Source organism: Aestuariibacter sp. A3R04, assembly GCF_018860805.1.
GTDB lineage: Bacteria > Pseudomonadota > Gammaproteobacteria > Enterobacterales > Alteromonadaceae > Alteromonas.
In genome coordinates, this window is sequence record NZ_JAHKQR010000011.1 from 1,080,452 (window position 1) to 1,099,643 (window position 19,192).

The following is a 19,192-nucleotide window of genomic DNA, read 5'->3' on the forward strand; positions in this document are numbered from 1 at the left end:
ACTTATATTTTTTTAAGCATAAAGTGCATATATTTTCCCAACCAACAGTAGGGCTCCGCTTCCATGTAGTTTTTTTCAAGAGCAAGGAGTTGCGAAAACTGTTCGTCAGAAAGTTGTTTTTCTTTCATGTAATCGTGAAAACAGCGTATGCCACTGATTCGCTCAACGTCAAAACCCATATCACGGGCACTCGACAAAACGATTTGCGGGCTCAGTGGGTTGTTGGGGTTTAACCGCACCTGATTTTTCACTTTCATTCCTTTGGCAATATAATCAAAGTTTCCATAAAGGGCGTTGCCAAAAAGAGCGGCGTCCTTATTAAAGAAACTCAGGCTTAAGCGTGCGCCTGGCTTCATTTTATGGTAAATCCCGGCAAGCGTATCTAACGGTGCTGCTAACCATTCCAAAACCGCATGGCATACCACGAAATCATACGTCGATAAATTTTCTATATGTTGGATATTGGCAAGAAACACCTGAATATTCTCATCGTCACTGACAAACTCCTGGGCTAGACTGAGAATGTCTTCTGAGGCATCGAATAAGTGGACGCAATGCCCAAAATCGGCGATGGCCTTACTCATGATACCAGTGCCGCCACCGATGTCGGCTACTTTCATGGGCGTTCTATTGTCTAAATAAGGCGTTAGTACTTCAAGTAATAACAGATGACGAAGTCGCCCCTTAGTAGTGCCGTAGATATTGCGCGCAAATTTTTCGGCAATACCATCGAAGTATTGATCTGTTGCTTTCATGCCAATTACGCCGGATTGTCAATGTCTACAAAGGTAACATCCAGACCCATCGACGCCGCAAGATGCTCACCTAATGCTTTTATACCATAGCGCTCCGTAGCATGATGACCTGCAGCGATATAGTGAATACCGGCTTCCCGGGCAATGTGTGTGGTTTGTTCAGAAATCTCACCACTGATGAAAGCATCAAAACCCTGTTCCGCAGCTTTTTCGATGTAACCTTGCCCGCCGCCAGTGCACCAAGCAACCGTTGAAATGGTTTCGCTGCCTTCATGAGGTACGTGAACAACCTCGCGATTAAGTGCCTTTTCTATATGACTAGCAAAGTGAATGGCTTGGGTTTCCGCGGCGAGCTTACCAGTATAAATAATACCCGTTGGTTTCACGCCTGATAATGGAGTCAGTTGTTGCAACCCCAACAATGTGCCAAGTTGAACATTATTTCCCCACTGAGGATGAACATCAACAGGTAAATGGTAAGCCAGCAAATTAATATTGTTCTGCAGTAACGTGCGTATTCTTTGTCCTTTAATGCCAGTAATTGTTGGATTTTCACCTTTCCAAAAATAGCCGTGATGAACCAGGATCGTGTCTGCATTTAATTCCACTGCGCTATCTATAAGGGCCTGCGAAGCTGTCACTCCAGTGACAACACGGGATACCTCTTTATTGCCCTCTACTTGCAGACCGTTGGGTGCATAATCCTGAATGTCCGCAGATTTTAGTTCGCCTGCGAGGTAGTTGATAAGTGTATTTCTACAAATGGACATAGCGATAACCTGAGCGAGTAAATTGTCTAATTAGCGTGAGCCTGCAATTCCGTTGGCCATGAATGGTACCATGTGCAGGATCACATCTTTAATTGATACCTGTTGATCGAAGTCTGCTTCTGCAATTTCGGTGAGTGCCTGACTTGAGGCCATGGAAAACACGAAACTTCCCATCGCGAAATGGGTACGCCAGAACAGTTCATCATCGGCGATGTCGGGCAAGCAACAGTGAATCGCGTCCATCAACCTGACGACGGTCGCGCCATACCCCGTCATAATGAAACGTCGTAAATGGCCCTGTGTTTCCGTATAGCCTCGCCCTAACAACTGCACAAAACGTTCTGTTCCGTTAGGCCTGAGTTCAGACAATGTCATCATTGGCGGAACCAGGGATAACAATACGGTTTCCACACCGATGGCACCACGTTGAGCAGGAAGTTCCGCAATAACACTGTCAATTTGTGGCATTAGTACATCAAAGTAGCGCTTAAGAACATGCTGAATCAAGTTCTTCTTGCTACCGAAATGATAATTCACAGAGGCCAGGTTGACATCAGCTCTGGCGGTAATATTTCGCATAGATGTTTGCGCATACCCCTGCTCTGCGAACAGCACTTCCGCGGCGTCGAGTATTCGAATTTTTGTTTCTTTTGCCATAACTACCAGGACATCAAAACCAGAATCGCGCTTTAGATAAAAGGCCGGTAACGCTGCGCTCAACGGCCGTTGAAACCGATATGCCCAATTTCTCAGCCATGTTTTTCTTTGTACTGTATTTCACAGCATAGATCTCACGGGCAGGATGGTGAGACATAATATAATCATCAGAGGTCATCAATTCATCTACCAGTCCTTTTTCCAAGGCTTCACTTCCAAGCCAAACTTCGCCTGTCGCCACCTGGTCGATATTGAGTTTCTCTCGCTGAGATTGCACCCAGTCTTTAAATTGCTTGTGAATGCTCTGCAAGTCCTGTTTAAATTTCTCTCGACCTTCTTCGGTGTTTTCTCCAAATACAGTAAGTGTACGTTTGTAGTCACCTGCCGTGTGTTGTTCAAAATCAACATCGTGCTTCTTTAGCAACTTGTGCACATTGGGGATCTGAGCCAACACGCCAATTGAGCCGATGTAGGCAAAACGCGCAGATAACAGATGATCTGCAACACAAGCCATCATGTAGCCCCCACTTGCAGCGACTTTATCAACTGCGATCGTAAGCTTCAGCCCTTTTTCCTTTATTCTTTGTAACTGAGATGCTGCCAGGCCGTATCCATGAACTACGCCGCCGCCACTTTCCAGACGCACCAATACTTCATCCTGAGGGGCAGCGATACTGAGGATGGCAGTGATTTCTTCCCGTAAACGGTCAACTTCATGAGCATCCATAGAGCCTACGAAATCCACAACGAACAAACGCGACTTAGTCTCATCGGCGTGGTCTTTTATATCTCGTTTTTTCTGCTTCGCTTCTTTCTTTTGTTCCTTTGCCAGCATTTTTTGCGCAGCTTTATCGAGCAAAACTGAGTGTGCATAATGTTTCACTTCGTTCAGTTGCTCAGTAATGGACACAATTTCAAGTTGCCCTTTACCAGGTTTTTGTCTGCTGGCTACGCCAACGACTGCTACAAGCACAACAACCAATGCAATGACAAGGGTAATAGCTTTCGCAAGAAACAGCCCGTAATCGTAAATAAACTCCAAATTACTCTCCTGATTATGTCGCTTTGGGCATCACCCAATGAGTACGCCAAGGACGAGCTATTATCATAGATTTCCCCCAGCGTTGTTTAAACCGGCTTATACTACCAGTGTTTGTGTGTACTGACGACACCGCACCACAGTGCAGACACAAAAAAGGCCGGAATGCCCGGCCTTTTCCACCCGATATGTTTAATTCTTCACCACGCCCGTATTGGTGACTGGTAATACAGTAGCACCGGAAGACAAGAAGGATGCAACCTGCGTTTGCATTTCCGTGGTGGTAGCCTGACTAGCAGCTGGGTTGAGACTCGACGCGTGGGCTCCTTCTGTAAACAACACCAGCCCGGACACATCATCACCCGTTGTGGTGGTGCTTACTTGCTCCAGCCCGATAATGCCCGCTAAAGACTGCTGACCGGACAATGGAATACCCGTGGTTACCGGAATAACCTGATCCGGCAGGTTGGTTTCTCCACCGTCCCCAACAACCGTCATCATATGCACCGCAGTATTACTTCCCAGCAGTGCTCCGTAATTATTTGCATCGGCAGCGTCTAGGACCGACTGAGCAGCAAACGCAAATTCATTAAAAACCGCCTGCACTGTTGCCAGTTGTTCTTCTGTGGCATTGGCATAAAACGCATCCACTGCCGCAACCAATTGCGCTTGTGTTACTTCAGTGGTGTCGTAAAGTTGTACCAGAAGAGTTTGGAATTCTTCTGATGCTTGAGAAAGTAACAAGCCTTTTATCAATGGGCCAAAGGTCGGTGATTCAATTAAGAATTGCGCCAAACCGCCACCCGGTGACTCCAAAGATGCAGCCTGAACAGTATACAAACTATCAAGGACAGCTAGTTCGCCCCCCATTGAACTATTGGCCACGGCATTGAAATCTACGCCAGTAATAGCGCCCAATGATACACCCATAAAATAAACGCGACTCATATCAAAGTCGGCTGCCATTCGCGTTGATTGATCATTGATTACGTTCAGGCCTAGTCTTAAGCCGAGTAAATCGGACACGCTCTGACGAACATTGTCACGGGCAACAGGCAGAACCTGGAGATTCATGTAATCTGTTGCAGATACCGATGTCGCATTAATATCGTCTACGCCGTCCATGTCGACATCAAAGCCACGACTGCCATGTAATGGATGATCGATCGAAACAGTGGCAATGCCAGCCAGAGACAAGGCACCCGTTATTGCAAGCATATCTTCTTTCTTACTGGTAATACCGTGCATCAATATAGCCACCGGCCAGCCCGCATCGGGTTGTGCTATGGTTCTGCCCAGCAATGCGGCGACGGATGGATCCGGAATGGTTATCTGTACGTCGAGGTCTTGCACACTCTTAACTTCGGGTATCGGATTAAATTTGGTTATATTGCGCTTACTATCGATCATTTGACCGCCAATGCGCAAATCTGCTAAACCGAGTTGACTGCACAGTTCCGCATTGGGTCCAGGCGTTGCAGCAGCCAGTGTTTCTGCGGGTAATGCGCCTAAGATTATGCCGCTGTCACAGGCAGCTTCCCAAAATTCGCTCTTCGGCGCTGAGGGATTTTCCTCAGAAGGTGATGCTAGATAATAGGGTAAAGTTATATTGCCTTCGAAACGCTGGGCTGCACAGAACGGCCCGGCCTGAGCAAGGATACCTGTGGAAACACCAACAGCAAAATCATTTAACGCCCCCCAATTGGCCGCCAGGTCCCCCCTCGCAGTAGCGGTCAGCCCTGCGCAGGTTTTTAAGCTATCAAAACCACCTGCTTCAAGGGTTGCCTGAATTGTAGGAGCAAAGGCACTTAATTCATCTGGCAGACTGGCAATACCAAGTTGAACCGCACCGGTCAACGTTGTATCGCTCACTAACCCGAGCGCTTCCATAGCATTACTTGCTCCACTGGCATCTGAAACTGTGACCACGGGAAGTGCCTGGGCAGCGGTCGGGTCACCGGCAGCCGCGCGAGCCGCATATTCTGCTACCATCAATTTTTTAATTGATTGTAACGATACATCAGTACTTTGTGTGGTAAATGCTGAAACGTATGAAATGTCCTCACGCTCGTAACCCAATGCTGTAATCGGGGCAACGAGGGAGTTTACCAAGCCTTGTAACAAGAGCTGAGAATCCGAACTCAAAGGTGCTGTGTTAATGTCCTGGCGGGCTAGCTCCCACGAACTGGAGCCTCTGACACCTTTCCCACTGCTATCTTTAAGGTCAGTGGTCATTACTAACATATAGCCGGAAGCAGGTTTAAGTGGCTTTAGCGGCACCACAGAAATGGTGTCGTCATCAACTAATGTTAGTACATAATCAACACCGTACTGTAGTTGATCACCGACTTTGCAACCAGAGGATGGAATTTCGGCACTGGCACAATCAGGATCACTTTGGTCAAGACCAAGCGTTGCTTCAAATAGCAACACTCCGGCAGACAATGTAGAGGCATCTAATGAAACGCCGCTAGGCGTATCGACGTCGATAACAAACGGTTGTTGCGTAGACCAGCCATCCAACACATTAAGCGCATTTTGAGGGTCGGTAAAATCTGTCGGGTCGTCTACTGGAATGTTGATAGTGTAGTCAAAAAAACCGTCATCTCCCGGTAACATAAGAAGGTCGTTAGGTACATTCAAATTACCTTCTGCCGGGTCGAATACAATACGGGAGAAGGGCGTTTGAACAGGTGTGTCCGCTTGTATATCATCCATTGTTTCATTGGAGCCACCGCAACCCGATAAACCGAGCGCCAGGGCAACGCTGGTACTAATAAAGAGTTTTCTCATTTTATCTCCCTTACTAATGCTTTGTTGTTATTGTCTGGTAAAGACCATTCAGATACGTCTAATAATTGGCCCGTTAATGGGCAGGAATACAAAAATTAAACAAGTATGACCAGTTGTATATAGCTTAATATTATTGGCTTTATTGCAAATTTGCAAAGGTTTGTTAACTTTTCGTAAATTAATTTTTTTCTAACTGTCGCTCTACGACAATAGTTTACAAACTAATAATCACAAGTATGATCGCCATTCCTTTTATCTATTTTCCGTCTTATTGCTGCAAGGAAAACCGCAAATGTCACATCCCTATCAAGCACCAGCCAACTTACTCGTCAATAAAACCATACTCATCACAGGTGCAGGTGACGGCATAGGCGCACAAGCAGCCAAAACATACGCGGCCCACGGCGCTACCTGTATACTGTTGGGAAAAACCGTCAAAAAACTGGAACAGATTTATGACGCAATTGTCAGTGCCGGAGGCGCGCAACCCGCGATAGTCCCATTGGATTTAAAAGGCGCTACATTGAGAAATTATCAGGATATGGCCCAGAGTATTATCGATCAGTTTGGTGCTTTAGATGGTCTGCTGCACAATGCCTCTATGCTTGGACATCTAAGTGTGTTTAAAGATATTCCCGATACCGAATGGCTGGATGTCATGCAAATCAACGTCAATGCCGCTGCTTTTATGACTCAGGCTTTACTTCCTGCTCTTGAACGCGCAAAACAGGCCTCGGTGATTTTTACGACGTCCAGCGTTGGCCGCAAAGGAAGAGCGTTTTGGGGAACTTACAGTGTGTCAAAGTTTGCTACTGAAGGCATGATGCAAGTACTTGCCTGTGAATATGAAAATCGTGGAGTAAGATTTAACTGCATCAACCCTGGAGCGACCCGTACCAATATGCGCGCCAGCGCTTACCCTGCTGAAGACCCGAAATCTTTAAAAACGCCAGCTGATATCATGCCACTGTATTTATATCTTATGGGCGAAGACAGCAGTAAGGTCAATGGTCAAACCCTTGATTGTCAGCCCAAATAACTGCTGGCCGCTAAACAGATCATTATGGGCATGTGGTTTTTAACGACCACATCGCCTGAGCGAATGCTTCCCCTAGTTTAACATAGCTTTTGGACGTGTAGTGCCAACCGTCGGCAATGTGCGGCTCGTCTTCCAACACCGTGACATAAGCTGCACAGATGTCGTTATCAACAAATGCTTTTTGAGCGCGATGAATTTCATCGATGTAGGGCATTTTATTGCTACTGTTGTCCACCCCGGAATCGGTTATTTTACCAATAATAACGGGGATGCTGTCATTCCTTAGTGCCGCCTTGATAAGCTTCATCATCTGCATTAGATTTTTTTCGTAAGCCATAGCTACTTTTTTACCAGCCGATGCGTCTGCTTCGCCCTGCATCCATACAATACCCGCTGGCAACAGCGTATCTAGCTCACCATCTAAATCAATATCCTGTTCTTCGAATGCCTGTCTGACCGTTGTAAGGAAGTGATCGAACTGATTTATACCTTGTTTTTTATTGTAGTACGGATCCCAACTGCCATGTCCTGTGTTTTCAGCCAGGCCCGAACCACCCTTTGCATATTTAATAATAGCGATATGTCGGTTTTCACTTAGATGATCAATAGTGTGCCCGAATGATACCTCTGGACCAAATCGATCGCTGTACAAACTTACTCGCCCATTGGACTTAAAACCCACACCTGTACCAGGCTGCAGCGGCGCCCACACACCGGCCCCGCCCCTTCGGTCATCATCATTAGCAGGGTTGCCCGTAAAAAGGTATATTTCTGAAGACGGCTCCCTTAACAGAGGCTCTAGGGTTTTAGAATACCCGTACCCTTCCATGTTCGATTGTCCGCCCAAGAAATATACGTCAAAGGTTTTCGCGTGACAGACGAGACTTGTAACGGCTAACAAAAAGGTAAAAATTGCACGGTGTACTTTCTTTCTCTTCAACATGAATTATCCTCGGTTGGCCAAGGAATATACTAATGTGCTTGAAGTCAACGTTGCAAGGACGACTTACATTCCCACCTTGCGAACAATAAAAAACCGCGCTCGGCGCGGCTTTTTATCCAGGCTAGAGGCGGTTACGCCTCGCCCATTTTAGCCCAGGTATCACGCAAACCAACAGTGCGATTGAACACCTTATTCTGTGGTCCTGCGCTGGTATCCAGACAGAAATATCCCGTTCGTTCGAACTGCCATCCACCTGCTTGAGGATTGACGTCAAGATTTGGCTCAACAAAACCGTGTTTGACTTCCAAAGACGCGGGATTAATAGTGTCAGTAAAGTTGTCTTCACCGGCCGGGTTAGGTACCGTAAATAACCGGTCGTACAAGCGAAATTGTGCCGCTTCGCCAGCGTTAGCATCTACCCAGTGAATCACACCTTTTACCTTTCTGCCATCAGCGGGGTCTTTACCTAATGTGTCTGCGTCATAGGTACAGTAGATGGTAGTAATGTTACCTTCAGCATCTTTGTCCACTCGTTCGGCCTTAACAACATAAGCATTTCTCAAGCGAACTTCTTTACCCAAAACTAAACGTTTGAACTTTTTATTTGCTGACTCTCTGAAATCGTCCGCTTCAATCCACACCTCACCACTAAATGGCAAAGTACGTTCTCCCATACTTGCGTCATTGGGATGGTTCGGCGCAATCAATTCCTCGGATTGTCCCTCAGGATAGTTTTCGATAACGAGCCTAACTGGGTTTAGCACTGCCATAGCTCGTGGCGCATTTACGTTCAAATCATCACGGATACAAGCTTCCAGCATACCCATTTCGACCATGTTGTCCATTTTGGTCACACCGATGCGTTTACAAAACTCTCTCACTGAGGCAGGGGTATAACCTCGTCTGCGAAGCCCGGCTATAGTGGGCATACGCGGATCATCCCAACCATCGACGTGACCTTCTTCCACCAGTTGGATCAGTCTGCGTTTACTCAATACCGTGTATTCGAGGTTCAATCTGGAGAATTCGTACTGACGCGGTGTACATGCTATGGAAATGTTCTCAATGACCCAATCATACAACCGGCGATTATCCTGAAACTCAAGAGTGCACAATGAATGGGTTATACCTTCAATGGCGTCAGAAATACAGTGGGTAAAATCGTACATTGGGTAAACGCACCATTTGTCTCCCGTTTGGTGATGATGGGCAAATTTTACCCGGTAAATCACAGGGTCCCGCAAACACATAAATGGCGAAGCCATGTCGATTTTCGCTCTGAGCGAACATACGCCTTCCGCGTATTCACCGGCTGTCATTTTTTCAAACTCAGCTCGGTTTGTTTCAGGAGATGTATCGCGATACGGACTGTTCTTTCCAGGTTCGGTGAGCGTTCCGCGCATTTCGCGCATTGTCTCTTGATCGGAAAAATCAACATAGGCCAAACCTTTATCAATCAGCTCCATCGCATATCCGTGGAGTTGATCAAAGTAGTCTGACGAATAGCGGGCGTCACCCTCCCAGTCAAAGCCAAGCCAGCTTACATCTTCTTTGATTGCGTTGACATACGCGATATCTTCTTTTACTGGGTTGGTATCATCAAATCGCAGGTTGCACGTTCCCTGATAATCACGGGCAATGCCGAAGTTCAGACAAATAGACTTGGCATGACCAATGTGCAGGAAACCATTTGGCTCTGGTGGAAACCGCGTCTTAATTGCGTCGTGTACACCCGCTGCAAGATCTTTTTCGATGATTTGCCGGATAAAGTTGGTCGGATGATGTTCCGTCTCCGCCATTCTGACATTCCCCTTAAAATTAAAAATTTTGCTCAAAGGCACATTATACCCCGTGACTGGTTTAGCCACTATGATTAATTGCCTTCGCCCTTATCAATTGAATATAAAGAAACCGCTTTCATCACATTTATCCGTTTTCCCTTGTCTGCTAAAACATAAAACTGTGCTATTCTGACACCTAAAGTGTTTATTGCACTGCTTCTTTAAGTTGATGAAATGAAAGATAAAGCTACATCCTTTGATATTGCGCACATAGCTGGTGTTTCCCAATCTACCGTGTCCCGGGCATTGAATAACAGTCCATTGGTCAATCTTGAAACTCGGGAAAAAGTACAGCGAATTGCCCGTGAACTCAATTACAAAGTTGACAAGAACGCCAGCAATCTGCGTAAACAAAAGAGCAATACTATAGCCCTGCTTTTATTCGAAGATCCCACATCAGATGACTCAATGATCAACCCGTTTTTCCTGAATATGTTGGGAAGTATCACCCGAGCATGCGCCGCAGCAGGCTTTGATTTATTAGTGTCCTTTCAACATTTGGAAGACGACTGGCACGCTGAATACGAAGATTCTAAAAAAGCAGACGGTATTATACTGCTCGGTTACGGCAACTACACCGAATACCGTGACAAACTAGCACAACTGGAAGCACAGGGGACGCATTTTGTAAGATGGGGAGCCCCCGATACAGAGCACCCGGGCATTTCAATTGGCTGTGACAACTTTCAAGGCGGCTTCGACCTCACCCGACATTTGATCGACATTGGTCACAAACGTTTTGCCTTTGTGGGTGACGCCGGCGGACATGCTCCAGAATTTTATGCTCGCTTTCAAGGCTGCCAACAGGCGCTAAAGGAAGCAAATCTTGTGCATGGCCACCTTAGGCAGCTGGATGCCATTTCCACTGAGCAAGCTGGCTACCAGGCCATGAAAACACTACTGGCAGAAAAACACCATCCTGATGTGGTAGTGTGCGCCTCAGATCTCATTGCCACTGGCGTATTGCAAGCTTTACGTGAGGAAAAACTCCTCGTTCCCGAAGATATTGCCGTAACAGGGTACGACAATATTACTATTTCAGGCTACACAACACCGGCACTGACTACGGTCCAACAAAACACCCGTCTAGCAGGGGAATTATTAGTAGAGTCACTGCTAAAGGCCATTAACAAACAAACCGTAAGTGATTATCTCATGCCCGCGGAACTGATTATTCGCCAATCTTGTGGCTGCAACATCCGTGGTAAGATGTAGGGTTAACGGGGCACAAAGCCCCGTGTCGATATCTATTGATACTCCATTTGTCTAATAAGTGCTGACAGGAATGCCTTGTCGTCTATCTCGCCTTCCCTAACCCAAACTTGCGCTGAATGAGGAGCAACTGTCGCCTCCAATGAATCTTGGGAAGAGATCGTCAGAGTGTTCCCACTGAGTTGCTCAACCCACTGCCCTGCTTGCACATGCTGAGCAATAGTGAAGGTAGTTGCTTGATCCCCCTTGTTTAACAATACGAGAGCTGTTTGTTGTACTTTGTGATTTTGTAATACGCGATAAAAGGCTGCGCGATGCCCTTTTATCGTAAGCATATATTGCAACCCACTTTGCAAGGCCGGGGTTGTCTGGCGAACCCTCGCAATTGCCCTTAATGCCTGATAAATGTCGTGTTCGGGGGCCTTATCAATATTTTCCTGTCCCAGATAATTTCGATTGCCACTGTGTTCCGCCGTTCCACGCATAAATCCAATTTCAGATCCCTGATATACCACCGGAATCCCCCTGGTAGTAAAAAGCCAGTTATGCGCATCAATAAATCCATTGTCAGTTGCATCCATTCTCGGCATGTCGTGGTTGTCATAAAAAGTAGCCAGATCATAGGGGTTATTGTATGGCCCATGGGTTAAAAACAACGTTTCTTCTAATGCCTCATAATCTTTGTCATCTTTACCGAAGACAGACACCATGGCTTTCTGCATGGGGAAATCAAGCACACTTATTCCACCATTTTTCGGTAACGTATGCTGAGCAATAAAATTAGCATCGTACTGAAAACTCTCGCCAAACATGTAGAATCCAGGATGGGCAGCACGAATGCGATCGGACATTACGCGCCAAAAGTGATGGGACACGTGCCGTATAGTATCAATGCGAAACGCATCTGCCCCCTGTTCAATCCAATACAAGTAAGAGTTTATAAGGTAATCCTGTACGTCCGGATTGTCCTCATTGAGATTGGAAAGCTCAACCAGGTCCGGAAATGGATGAAAGAATGCCTGTAAAGGTTCTGACGTATCCAGCGCTGTTGGATGTAAGTTATTGTGGTCTGCCACGAGCTTGCCATCTTTATCATAGATCTCACCAAATCCGGGCTGGTCAGCAGGCATAGAAAAACTTAGAGACCCGTGATTAGCGACAATATCGAATACCGCTTTCATACCCGCCTTATGCAGAGCGTCAGTATAATCTTTCACAGTGAGATCAACACTCACTAAATGTTCATCTGGCTGATAGAAATTTGTCGCCCAATAACCGTGATAACCGCTTTTGCCGCCATCTTTAAATTGTCCCCCAAATCCAATGGGTTCGCTGCCAGTAAATGCCTGATCAGGATTGTCCACGACAGGAGTAGTCCAAATAGCAGAAAAGCCCATATCTTTGATATAGTCGATGTTATTTACAATACCCTTGAGATCACCCCCCATATATCCCACAAAAGCGGTCTGCCCATCTGGCCCGTGAAGTGGCAATCGCCACGTTGGATGTTCTGCGCCTTGGTTTTCATAGTTATTGCTTTTATCACCGTCTACAAAACGGTCTGTCATAACAAAGTACACGGCTTCTCTGGTAAAAGGCTCACTGGTGCCTTCAATCAGAACAAGCTGTTCACTTTCATCAGAAGGCATCGACGAAAGTGGCGTCGTAGGCTCACATCCACTTATTGCCAAAGAAACTAACAGAATTGAAGTAGCAGAGCGCGATATAGCATGCATCATCAGGCCTCCTTTTTCGGGCTAGAAATTACCGATGGCTCTTCTTTTACAAACGCCACGGCAATAGCTCCACAGAGCATTGAAATACCCGCTACCAGAATAATTTTTATCGCGTCGTTAGCAAACAGTGAACTCACTATCCAGCCAGCGCTAACACCTGCAATAATTTGAGGAACGGCAACAGTAAAATTGAATATTCCCATGTAAACACCGGTTTTCGAGGCAGGCAAGGCGCCGGCAAGCATGGCATACGGCAATGCCAGAATAGCAGCCCAGGCTATGCCTACACCCATCATGGGGAATATGAGGTTTACCGCTCCCTGCGGTACTGTAATTTCTGTGATAAGCAGATTGACATGCACTTGTTCAAAATCTTGTAAAATCAGAAAACTTATGTAGCCCACGCCACCAAACACTAATGAAGAAGCGTAAACAGCTTTGCGGCCAAACACATCAGCAAGGCGAGCGAGAAAAATAGAAAAAATGGCAGCGAAGACGCTGTAAGCCGCAAACAAAATCCCCACCCAATCACCGGCAGCCCCTTTTGCTGCAGTGATATTAGCAGGCACATCGCCGACCAGAGCAATGTAATCTGGATCGAACCATTGTTTTTCTATACCCCAGATATGCTGAGCAATAGCTGGCATGGTATAGACCCACATTATGTACAGGGCAAACCACGAGAAAAACTGTACAACAGCAAGTTGTTTCATAGTGCTAGGCATTGCCAGTAACAGTGCCAAAACGCCTTGTTTCTGAGACTTTGCTTCGGTTATTGACTCTGTTTCCAGCCCCTTATAGCGAGCATAGTCCCCGGGAGCATACTCTTTCGTTCTCAACACTGTCCACATGACTGAACCTAATAACACCGTGGCACCAAGATAGAATGCCCACACCACTGATGGCGCAACTTCCCCTAAGGAAGCTGTATTGTCGAGCCCAACTACGTTGGTCAGAACAAACGGCAGCAATGAGCCAATCACGGCGCCAATATTAATGAGGAACGACTGAACACCATAGCCAATATTGCGCTGGGAAGCCGGAACCATATCAGACACCAGCGAACGGAAAGGCTGAAAACATACATTGAACGAGGCATCCATCAATGCCAGCATCACAGCACCAAACACCATTGGGGCCATTACAGTAACGAATAAGGGCGCATTGGGCATAAGTAACATACCCAATGCAGCAGCAATAGCGCCAACAAGTATAAACGGGCGACGGCGTCCAAATCGATTCCATGTTCTGTCCGATGCAGATCCAACAATAGGCTGAATGATTAGCCCCATAATTGGTGCAACTAACCAAAACAGAGACAGTGAGTGTAAATCTGCGCCGAGATCCGACAGGATCCTACTGACATTCGCATTTTGTAGTGCAAAACCAAACTGGACACCGAGAAAACCAAAACTGACATTCCAGATTTGCCAAAACTGAAGCTTGGGCTGGGATTGTTGCATAAATGTCTCTTGTTATTTTTCTATGAATTAGGATGAATACGTTGTTTTGTGTATTACAACATGATTTAGCGGCAGCTTCCTATCGTTGCCATACCGCAACTGTTAACATTACGTTAATTATCTTGCATAGTACTCACTGGCCTTCCTTTAGCCAATCCCCTGCATACGTATTCACGTTAGCAGACTCAAAATGACAGCAGGCTAATAGCGCGGATACCACAACGATCTCTGTGATAGGCAAGTAAAGCTCAATTTAATTGACGTTGGTTACAGTACTCGACTTCTCTTACGTCGCAGTAAGATTAGCTAGTAAAGCACGTACAATTTTTTTGCACTGTCATTGTGTCACAGCTGCACTAAAGTTTTGCAAACCAGTAGATTTTTAAGATTATTGCCCGATACCCATTGCATCGCAGTCACTAATTCTTTGAGAATAACCCAAGTTACAGACACAATTTTATATGTGTAAAAATTACTGACACTTTTAGGCTAATCTTTGCCCAACCACCGTGCAAAGCGCAAACTAGGTCAACATTATGCTGAACGCATGTACTGCGCAGAGGAGATGCCACAAAATTGTGTTTGTGTCAGGGCGCCCTTCACTCGCCAAGTAAAAACCCGAGCATACAGGCTCGGGTTTAAGAAACAACACACATATCGATTACAGCGTTATGCTGCGCGGGTCTTCTGATCTTTTGAAACAAGTGAAGAAGGCTTGGGACGAAACGATCCGAAGTTCGGAATTGCTTCGAGTTCCTTGGCAATTTTATGATAAAAACGATGAAGTGATGGGGAAATCTGCTGGAAGAACTCTTCAGGTGACAAGCGATAAGCGGCTCGCTCACCGTGATACTCGATAACACCGCCGATCTGGTTAAACTCAATACCCAGCATTCGGAGACTTCTGGCAAGTTTGGGTTCCATCATTACGTAAACGTTTTCTACATCCCTGAGTACACAAATGGTAGCAGCAAAAAAGTACAGTGCTAGCGTAAGATAAGGAAAGTTCCTGCTTCGGTTTTTTCTGTTAAAGCTCTTGTCCAACGCCTTACCTGTCACCGGAGAAAGATTTCTATCAGACTGTCGGCGTCGAAAGCGTTTGGGGATCGCTAATCGAGATATTTCACAAACTGCGTGGCGGGCGTAGCGTTTAGGGCTATTTTCATCAATGCGAATCGCGTCCGGACAATTTTGCTCAATTGGCAGCATTTGCCCATTGTGTTGTGGCATTACCACCCGAATCGTCCCCGCGCAATCACCAGAAGCTTTGTGTTTGATATAACAACTGATAGCGTATTCATCAAACTCATCAAATTCCATTTTGGTTTGGCGAACTTCTTCATACCCCATCTCCTCACAATACACCTGATGACGGGTTTTAAAACATGTCCTTTGTTCTTTTTCATCTCTGGCAACTACCAGGGTAAAGTGTTCAAAAAAATGTGCGGCAGCGGCATCAATAGCTTTATTCATCTGTCGGCGAACCAACGGTCTAACCATCTGTTTGACCCCCGGAACTTGATGCACTTTTTTAAAAGCGTTTAACAAGCGACGTTTCACTTTGACTCCCAACGATTTTCAAATAGTTTTGTTTTTTTAGAGTCTAATTTATATGCTTCCACTGCAAACAGTCGCAATCTAACCACCTGAGCGCCAGGTTTAAGCAAGTGAGAACGATTGAAGTTAGACAGAAATGGGATCTGCGAACCAAAAACGAAACTTCACGCAGATTGCGATTCAAGAACTCTTTTATACGCGTTTATTATTACAACATATACCTATCAATTATTAGACCACTTTCACAAGATGTTCGACAAAAGTTTACTTGTACACTTTTTTAAATGTGATCCTTTAAATTATGTTGTCGTTATAAAGGAAAAATATTTAAGTTGATAGAATAATAAAGACGATTAAACTTCTGTTTTAATTGTGCTTTGTGAGTTTAGTAAGACACATTAAGTAATGTTACACAACAGTGTATTGTGTGTTTGGCTAGTAGGCACATCTGGTCTGTCCAGATGTTTTTAAGGTGAGATAATTTTCCTGTTCAAAACACGGGGGGCGATCCCAGACTAAGATCGTAAAATATTCTGACACTCCAGTCTTAAACAAAAGTAAAGCGTACCCAAGTTGCGACACTGTTGTTATTTGAAAAGAATACTCACTTTCCAGTCACTTTCGCTCGATTATTGGTGTCTCTCGAACCTTTTATCAGTGCATTACCCCGCTCGAATTCACCCTTTGACAGGCGATCATACAAAACAACATTCACCGTAGCGGCTAAATTTAAACAACCTTTAGTTGGTATGTATATGACATCATCAGCCCAAGACAGTACATCTGCGGGCACCGAACCGTCTTCGGGGCCGAAAATGTAAAAGGAATTTTCACAATGAGTGTAATCAGGTAATGGAATAGCATTTTCAACAAGTTCAACCACCACCACACGAGCACCTTGTGGTCGCACATGGCGCAAATTTTCTACACTTACCGTTGGAATGATTTTATGCATGGCTTTGGTGTCGGCATGGAAATCTTTTGCATGATTATACCGTTGACCGGTATAGAACACACTTGACGCATTAAAACACCCTACTGCGCGCAATACACTCGCCACGTTACCCGCGTTTTTTGGGTTTACTAACCCAACACTCACCCGTTCTTTCACACAAGGCCCCTTATAAAAAACGGACATTATGGCAAATTAGCGTTGTGTCGCCAATACACTTGGATACAAAGGCTATAAGCAAAAAAAAGCCCGCATCAATGCGGGCTTTTTATTAATCAGGAGAAATTACCAACCTGTTTGTTCGCGCAGTGCTTTGCCGATATCAGCCAGAGAACGCACTGTTTTAACACCTGCGGCTTCCAGCGCAGCAAATTTATCGTCAGCAGTACCTTTACCACCTGCGATAATTGCACCGGCGTGACCCATACGCTTACCAGGAGGTGCTGTAACACCTGCAATGTAAGAAACAACAGGCTTGGTTACGTTTTCTTTGATGAACGCAGCCGCTTCTTCTTCGGCAGTACCACCTATTTCACCAATCATTACGATGGCTTCAGTTTGAGGGTCGTCCTGGAACATTTTCAGGATGTCAATAAAGTTAGAACCTGGGATAGGATCACCACCAATACCAACACAAGTAGACTGGCCGAAACCTTCGTCAGTGGTTTGTTTAACCGCTTCGTATGTAAGCGTACCAGAACGTGACACAATACCAACTTTACCCGGCTTGTGAATGTGGCCAGGCATAATACCAATTTTACACTCTCCAGGCGTAATCACACCCGGGCAGTTAGGGCCAATCATACGGGCGCCTTTGGCGTTCACGTATTCTTTCACGTAAAGCATATCCAATGTAGGAATACCTTCGGTGATACAAACAACGAGTTCAATGCCAGCATCGACTGCTTCAACGATAGAATCTTTACAGAACGGAGCAGGAACATAGATTACAGAGGCAGTAGCGCCTGTTGTTTCTACGGCTTCGCGAACGGTGTTAAAAACGGGTAAACCAAGGTGTTCTGTACCGCCTTTGCCTGGCGTTACACCGCCAACCATTTGAGTACCGTAGGCAATCGCTTGTTCAGAGTGAAAGGTACCCTGACCACCAGTGAAACCCTGGCAGATAACTTTTGTGTCTTTATTGATTAAAACTGACATTATTTGCCCTCCGCAGCAGCAACCACTTTCTGCGCTGCATCAGTCAGAGATTCAGCAGCAATGATATCCAGACCAGAATTAGCGAGTACTTCGCGGCCCAGCCCAGCATTTGTACCTTCAAGGCGAACAACCACTGGCACTTCTACACCCACTTCCTTAACCGCGCCGATAATACCTTCTGCGATCATGTCACAGCGTACGATACCGCCAAAGATATTAACCAATACTGCTTTTACATTACTGTCAGACAGAATGATTTTGAACGCTTCTGCAACGCGCTCTTTAGTCGCACCACCACCAACATCGAGGAAGTTTGCAGGTTTACCGCCATGCAGGTTTACAATGTCCATGGTACCCATAGCCAGACCTGCACCGTTAACCATACAGCCAACGTTACCGTCAAGAGCAACGTAGTTTAGCTCGAAAGAGGCAGCGTGTGCTTCACGGGCATCTTCCTGCGAAGGATCGTGCATCTCTTTAACTTTCTTCTGACGATACAGTGCGTTGCCGTCTACGCCTAATTTGGCGTCAAGGCAGTGCAGGTTGCCATCTGTTTTGATAACCAGCGGGTTAATTTCAATAAGCGCGAGATCCAAGTCTTCAAACATCTTCGCTAAACCGAGGAAAATCTGAGTGAACTGCTTAACTTGAACACCTTCCAGACCCAGTTTAAATGCCATTTCACGAGCTTGATAAGGCTGAGGACCAACAATAGGGTCAATTTCAGCTTTCAGGATTTTTTCAGGCGTTTCCTCAGCGACAGTTTCAATTTCAACACCACCTTCTGTAGATGCCATGAAAACAACGCGACGGGTACCGCGATCAACAACTGCACCTAAGTACAATTCATTCGCGATATCAGTGCAAGATTCAACCAAGATCTTGCTAACAGGCTGACCTTTTTCGTCAGTCTGGAAAGTCACCAAATTTTTGCCCAGCCATTTTTCAGCAAAAGCACGAATGTCTTCTTTGTCTTTTACAAGCTTAACGCCGCCCGCTTTACCGCGACCGCCAGCATGTACCTGACATTTTACTACCCACTCATCACCGCCGATGCGATCGGCTGCTTCTACTGCACCTTCGGGTGTATCTGATGCGTATCCTTCAGAAACTGGCAAGCCGTATTCTTTGAATAGCTGCTTACCTTGGTATTCATGCAAATTCATGGTGTTTCTATCCGATTTTTAGTAAGACAAAAGCCGCACACGCGACTTGATTAATATATCAGCCTTGTTTACTTAAAGACTGACCAGGTGCACAGGTAAACAGTCGCAATG

15 protein-coding genes are annotated in these 19,192 nt (G+C 45.8%); 2 read left to right on the top strand and 13 right to left on the bottom strand.

Annotated features, from left to right (window positions below; all coding sequences use genetic code 11):
• Nucleotides 1-2: 2 nt before the first annotated feature.
• The 5 genes from KO518_RS14240 to KO518_RS14260 form a co-directional block, all read right to left on the bottom strand.
• The gene (locus KO518_RS14240) at nt 3-755 is read right to left on the bottom strand and encodes a methyltransferase domain-containing protein (protein ID WP_216026463.1); all 753 of its coding nucleotides are present in this window, start codon (nt 753-755) and stop codon (nt 3-5) included.
• Nucleotides 756-760: 5 nt separating this feature from the next.
• On the bottom strand, nt 761-1,525 hold the full coding sequence (locus KO518_RS14245; protein WP_216026464.1) for a Nif3-like dinuclear metal center hexameric protein: 765 nt from the start codon (nt 1,523-1,525) through the stop codon (nt 761-763).
• A 30-nt stretch (nt 1,526-1,555) separates the two neighbouring features.
• On the bottom strand, nt 1,556-2,182 hold the full coding sequence (locus KO518_RS14250; RefSeq protein WP_216026465.1) for a TetR/AcrR family transcriptional regulator: 627 nt from the start codon (nt 2,180-2,182) through the stop codon (nt 1,556-1,558).
• 13 nt (nt 2,183-2,195) lie between these two features.
• Nucleotides 2,196-3,224, bottom strand: a complete 1,029-nt coding sequence (gene sohB / locus KO518_RS14255) for a protease SohB (RefSeq protein ID WP_216026466.1) — start codon at nt 3,222-3,224, stop codon at nt 2,196-2,198.
• Between the two features lie 189 nt (nt 3,225-3,413).
• Nucleotides 3,414-6,014: a VolA/Pla-1 family phospholipase gene (locus tag KO518_RS14260; RefSeq protein ID WP_216026467.1), complete on the bottom strand. Its 2,601-nt coding sequence runs from the start codon at nt 6,012-6,014 to the stop codon at nt 3,414-3,416.
• 292 nt (nt 6,015-6,306) lie between these two features.
• Here KO518_RS14260 and KO518_RS14265 point away from each other — a divergent pair, with 292 nt between their 5' ends.
• Nucleotides 6,307-7,053 carry a YciK family oxidoreductase gene (locus tag KO518_RS14265; RefSeq protein ID WP_216026468.1) on the top strand — a complete coding sequence of 249 codons (747 nt, stop codon included), beginning with the start codon at nt 6,307-6,309 and terminating at the stop codon, nt 7,051-7,053.
• A 22-nt stretch (nt 7,054-7,075) separates the two neighbouring features.
• On the opposite strand, the gene KO518_RS14270 is transcribed toward KO518_RS14265, so the two are convergent.
• Both KO518_RS14270 and glnS read right to left on the bottom strand, forming a co-directional pair.
• On the bottom strand, nt 7,076-7,996 hold the full coding sequence (locus tag KO518_RS14270; RefSeq protein ID WP_216026469.1) for a sialate O-acetylesterase: 921 nt from the start codon (nt 7,994-7,996) through the stop codon (nt 7,076-7,078).
• 131 nt (nt 7,997-8,127) lie between these two features.
• On the bottom strand, nt 8,128-9,795 hold the full coding sequence (gene glnS / locus KO518_RS14275) for a glutamine--tRNA ligase (RefSeq protein WP_216026470.1): 1,668 nt from the start codon (nt 9,793-9,795) through the stop codon (nt 8,128-8,130).
• A 216-nt stretch (nt 9,796-10,011) separates the two neighbouring features.
• Between glnS and KO518_RS14280 the strand changes: the two genes are divergently transcribed.
• Nucleotides 10,012-11,052, top strand: a complete 1,041-nt coding sequence (locus KO518_RS14280) for a LacI family DNA-binding transcriptional regulator (protein WP_216026471.1) — start codon at nt 10,012-10,014, stop codon at nt 11,050-11,052.
• Between the two features lie 32 nt (nt 11,053-11,084).
• On the opposite strand, the gene KO518_RS14285 is transcribed toward KO518_RS14280, so the two are convergent.
• The 6 genes from KO518_RS14285 to sucC form a co-directional block, all read right to left on the bottom strand.
• Nucleotides 11,085-12,788, bottom strand: a complete 1,704-nt coding sequence (locus tag KO518_RS14285; protein ID WP_252736127.1) for an alpha-amylase family glycosyl hydrolase — start codon at nt 12,786-12,788, stop codon at nt 11,085-11,087.
• On the bottom strand, nt 12,788-14,248 hold the full coding sequence (locus KO518_RS14290; RefSeq protein ID WP_216026472.1) for an MFS transporter: 1,461 nt from the start codon (nt 14,246-14,248) through the stop codon (nt 12,788-12,790). Before KO518_RS14290 ends, KO518_RS14285 begins: the two co-directional genes overlap by 1 nt.
• Nucleotides 14,249-14,917: 669 nt before the next feature.
• Nucleotides 14,918-15,748: a PEP-CTERM/exosortase system-associated acyltransferase gene (locus KO518_RS14295; RefSeq protein WP_216026473.1), complete on the bottom strand. Its 831-nt coding sequence runs from the start codon at nt 15,746-15,748 to the stop codon at nt 14,918-14,920.
• 661 nt (nt 15,749-16,409) lie between these two features.
• On the bottom strand, nt 16,410-16,916 hold the full coding sequence (locus tag KO518_RS14300) for an RNA methyltransferase (protein ID WP_371742334.1): 507 nt from the start codon (nt 16,914-16,916) through the stop codon (nt 16,410-16,412).
• A gap of 126 nt (nt 16,917-17,042) precedes the next feature.
• Complete coding sequence (sucD, locus tag KO518_RS14305) at nt 17,043-17,915, bottom strand: succinate--CoA ligase subunit alpha (protein ID WP_216026475.1); 873 nt, start codon at nt 17,913-17,915, stop codon at nt 17,043-17,045.
• Nucleotides 17,915-19,081 (bottom strand): ADP-forming succinate--CoA ligase subunit beta, encoded by a 1,167-nt coding sequence (sucC, locus tag KO518_RS14310; protein ID WP_216026476.1) that lies wholly within the window; start codon nt 19,079-19,081, stop codon nt 17,915-17,917. Before sucC ends, sucD begins: the two co-directional genes overlap by 1 nt.
• Between the last annotated feature and the right edge of the window lie 111 nt (nt 19,082-19,192).

Bases quoted from the DNA above. Each gene is read 5' to 3' on its own strand.
- KO518_RS14240 (WP_216026463.1), bottom strand. From the start codon at position 755: ATGAAAGCAACAGATCAATACTTCGATGGTATTGCCGAAAAATTTGCG.
- KO518_RS14245 (WP_216026464.1), bottom strand. From the start codon at position 1,525: ATGTCCATTTGTAGAAATACACTTATCAACTACCTCGCAGGCGAACTA.
- KO518_RS14250 (WP_216026465.1), bottom strand. From the start codon at position 2,182: ATGGCAAAAGAAACAAAAATTCGAATACTCGACGCCGCGGAAGTGCTG.
- KO518_RS14260 (WP_216026467.1), bottom strand. From the start codon at position 6,014: ATGAGAAAACTCTTTATTAGTACCAGCGTTGCCCTGGCGCTCGGTTTA.
- KO518_RS14265 (WP_216026468.1), top strand. From the start codon at position 6,307: ATGTCACATCCCTATCAAGCACCAGCCAACTTACTCGTCAATAAAACC.
- KO518_RS14270 (WP_216026469.1), bottom strand. From the start codon at position 7,996: ATGTTGAAGAGAAAGAAAGTACACCGTGCAATTTTTACCTTTTTGTTA.
- glnS (WP_216026470.1), bottom strand. From the start codon at position 9,795: ATGGCGGAGACGGAACATCATCCGACCAACTTTATCCGGCAAATCATC.
- KO518_RS14280 (WP_216026471.1), top strand. From the start codon at position 10,012: ATGAAAGATAAAGCTACATCCTTTGATATTGCGCACATAGCTGGTGTT.
- KO518_RS14285 (WP_252736127.1), bottom strand. From the start codon at position 12,788: ATGATGCATGCTATATCGCGCTCTGCTACTTCAATTCTGTTAGTTTCT.
- KO518_RS14290 (WP_216026472.1), bottom strand. From the start codon at position 14,248: ATGCAACAATCCCAGCCCAAGCTTCAGTTTTGGCAAATCTGGAATGTC.
- KO518_RS14295 (WP_216026473.1), bottom strand. From the start codon at position 15,748: ATGGTTAGACCGTTGGTTCGCCGACAGATGAATAAAGCTATTGATGCC.
- sucD (WP_216026475.1), bottom strand. From the start codon at position 17,915: ATGTCAGTTTTAATCAATAAAGACACAAAAGTTATCTGCCAGGGTTTC.
- sucC (WP_216026476.1), bottom strand. From the start codon at position 19,081: ATGAATTTGCATGAATACCAAGGTAAGCAGCTATTCAAAGAATACGGC.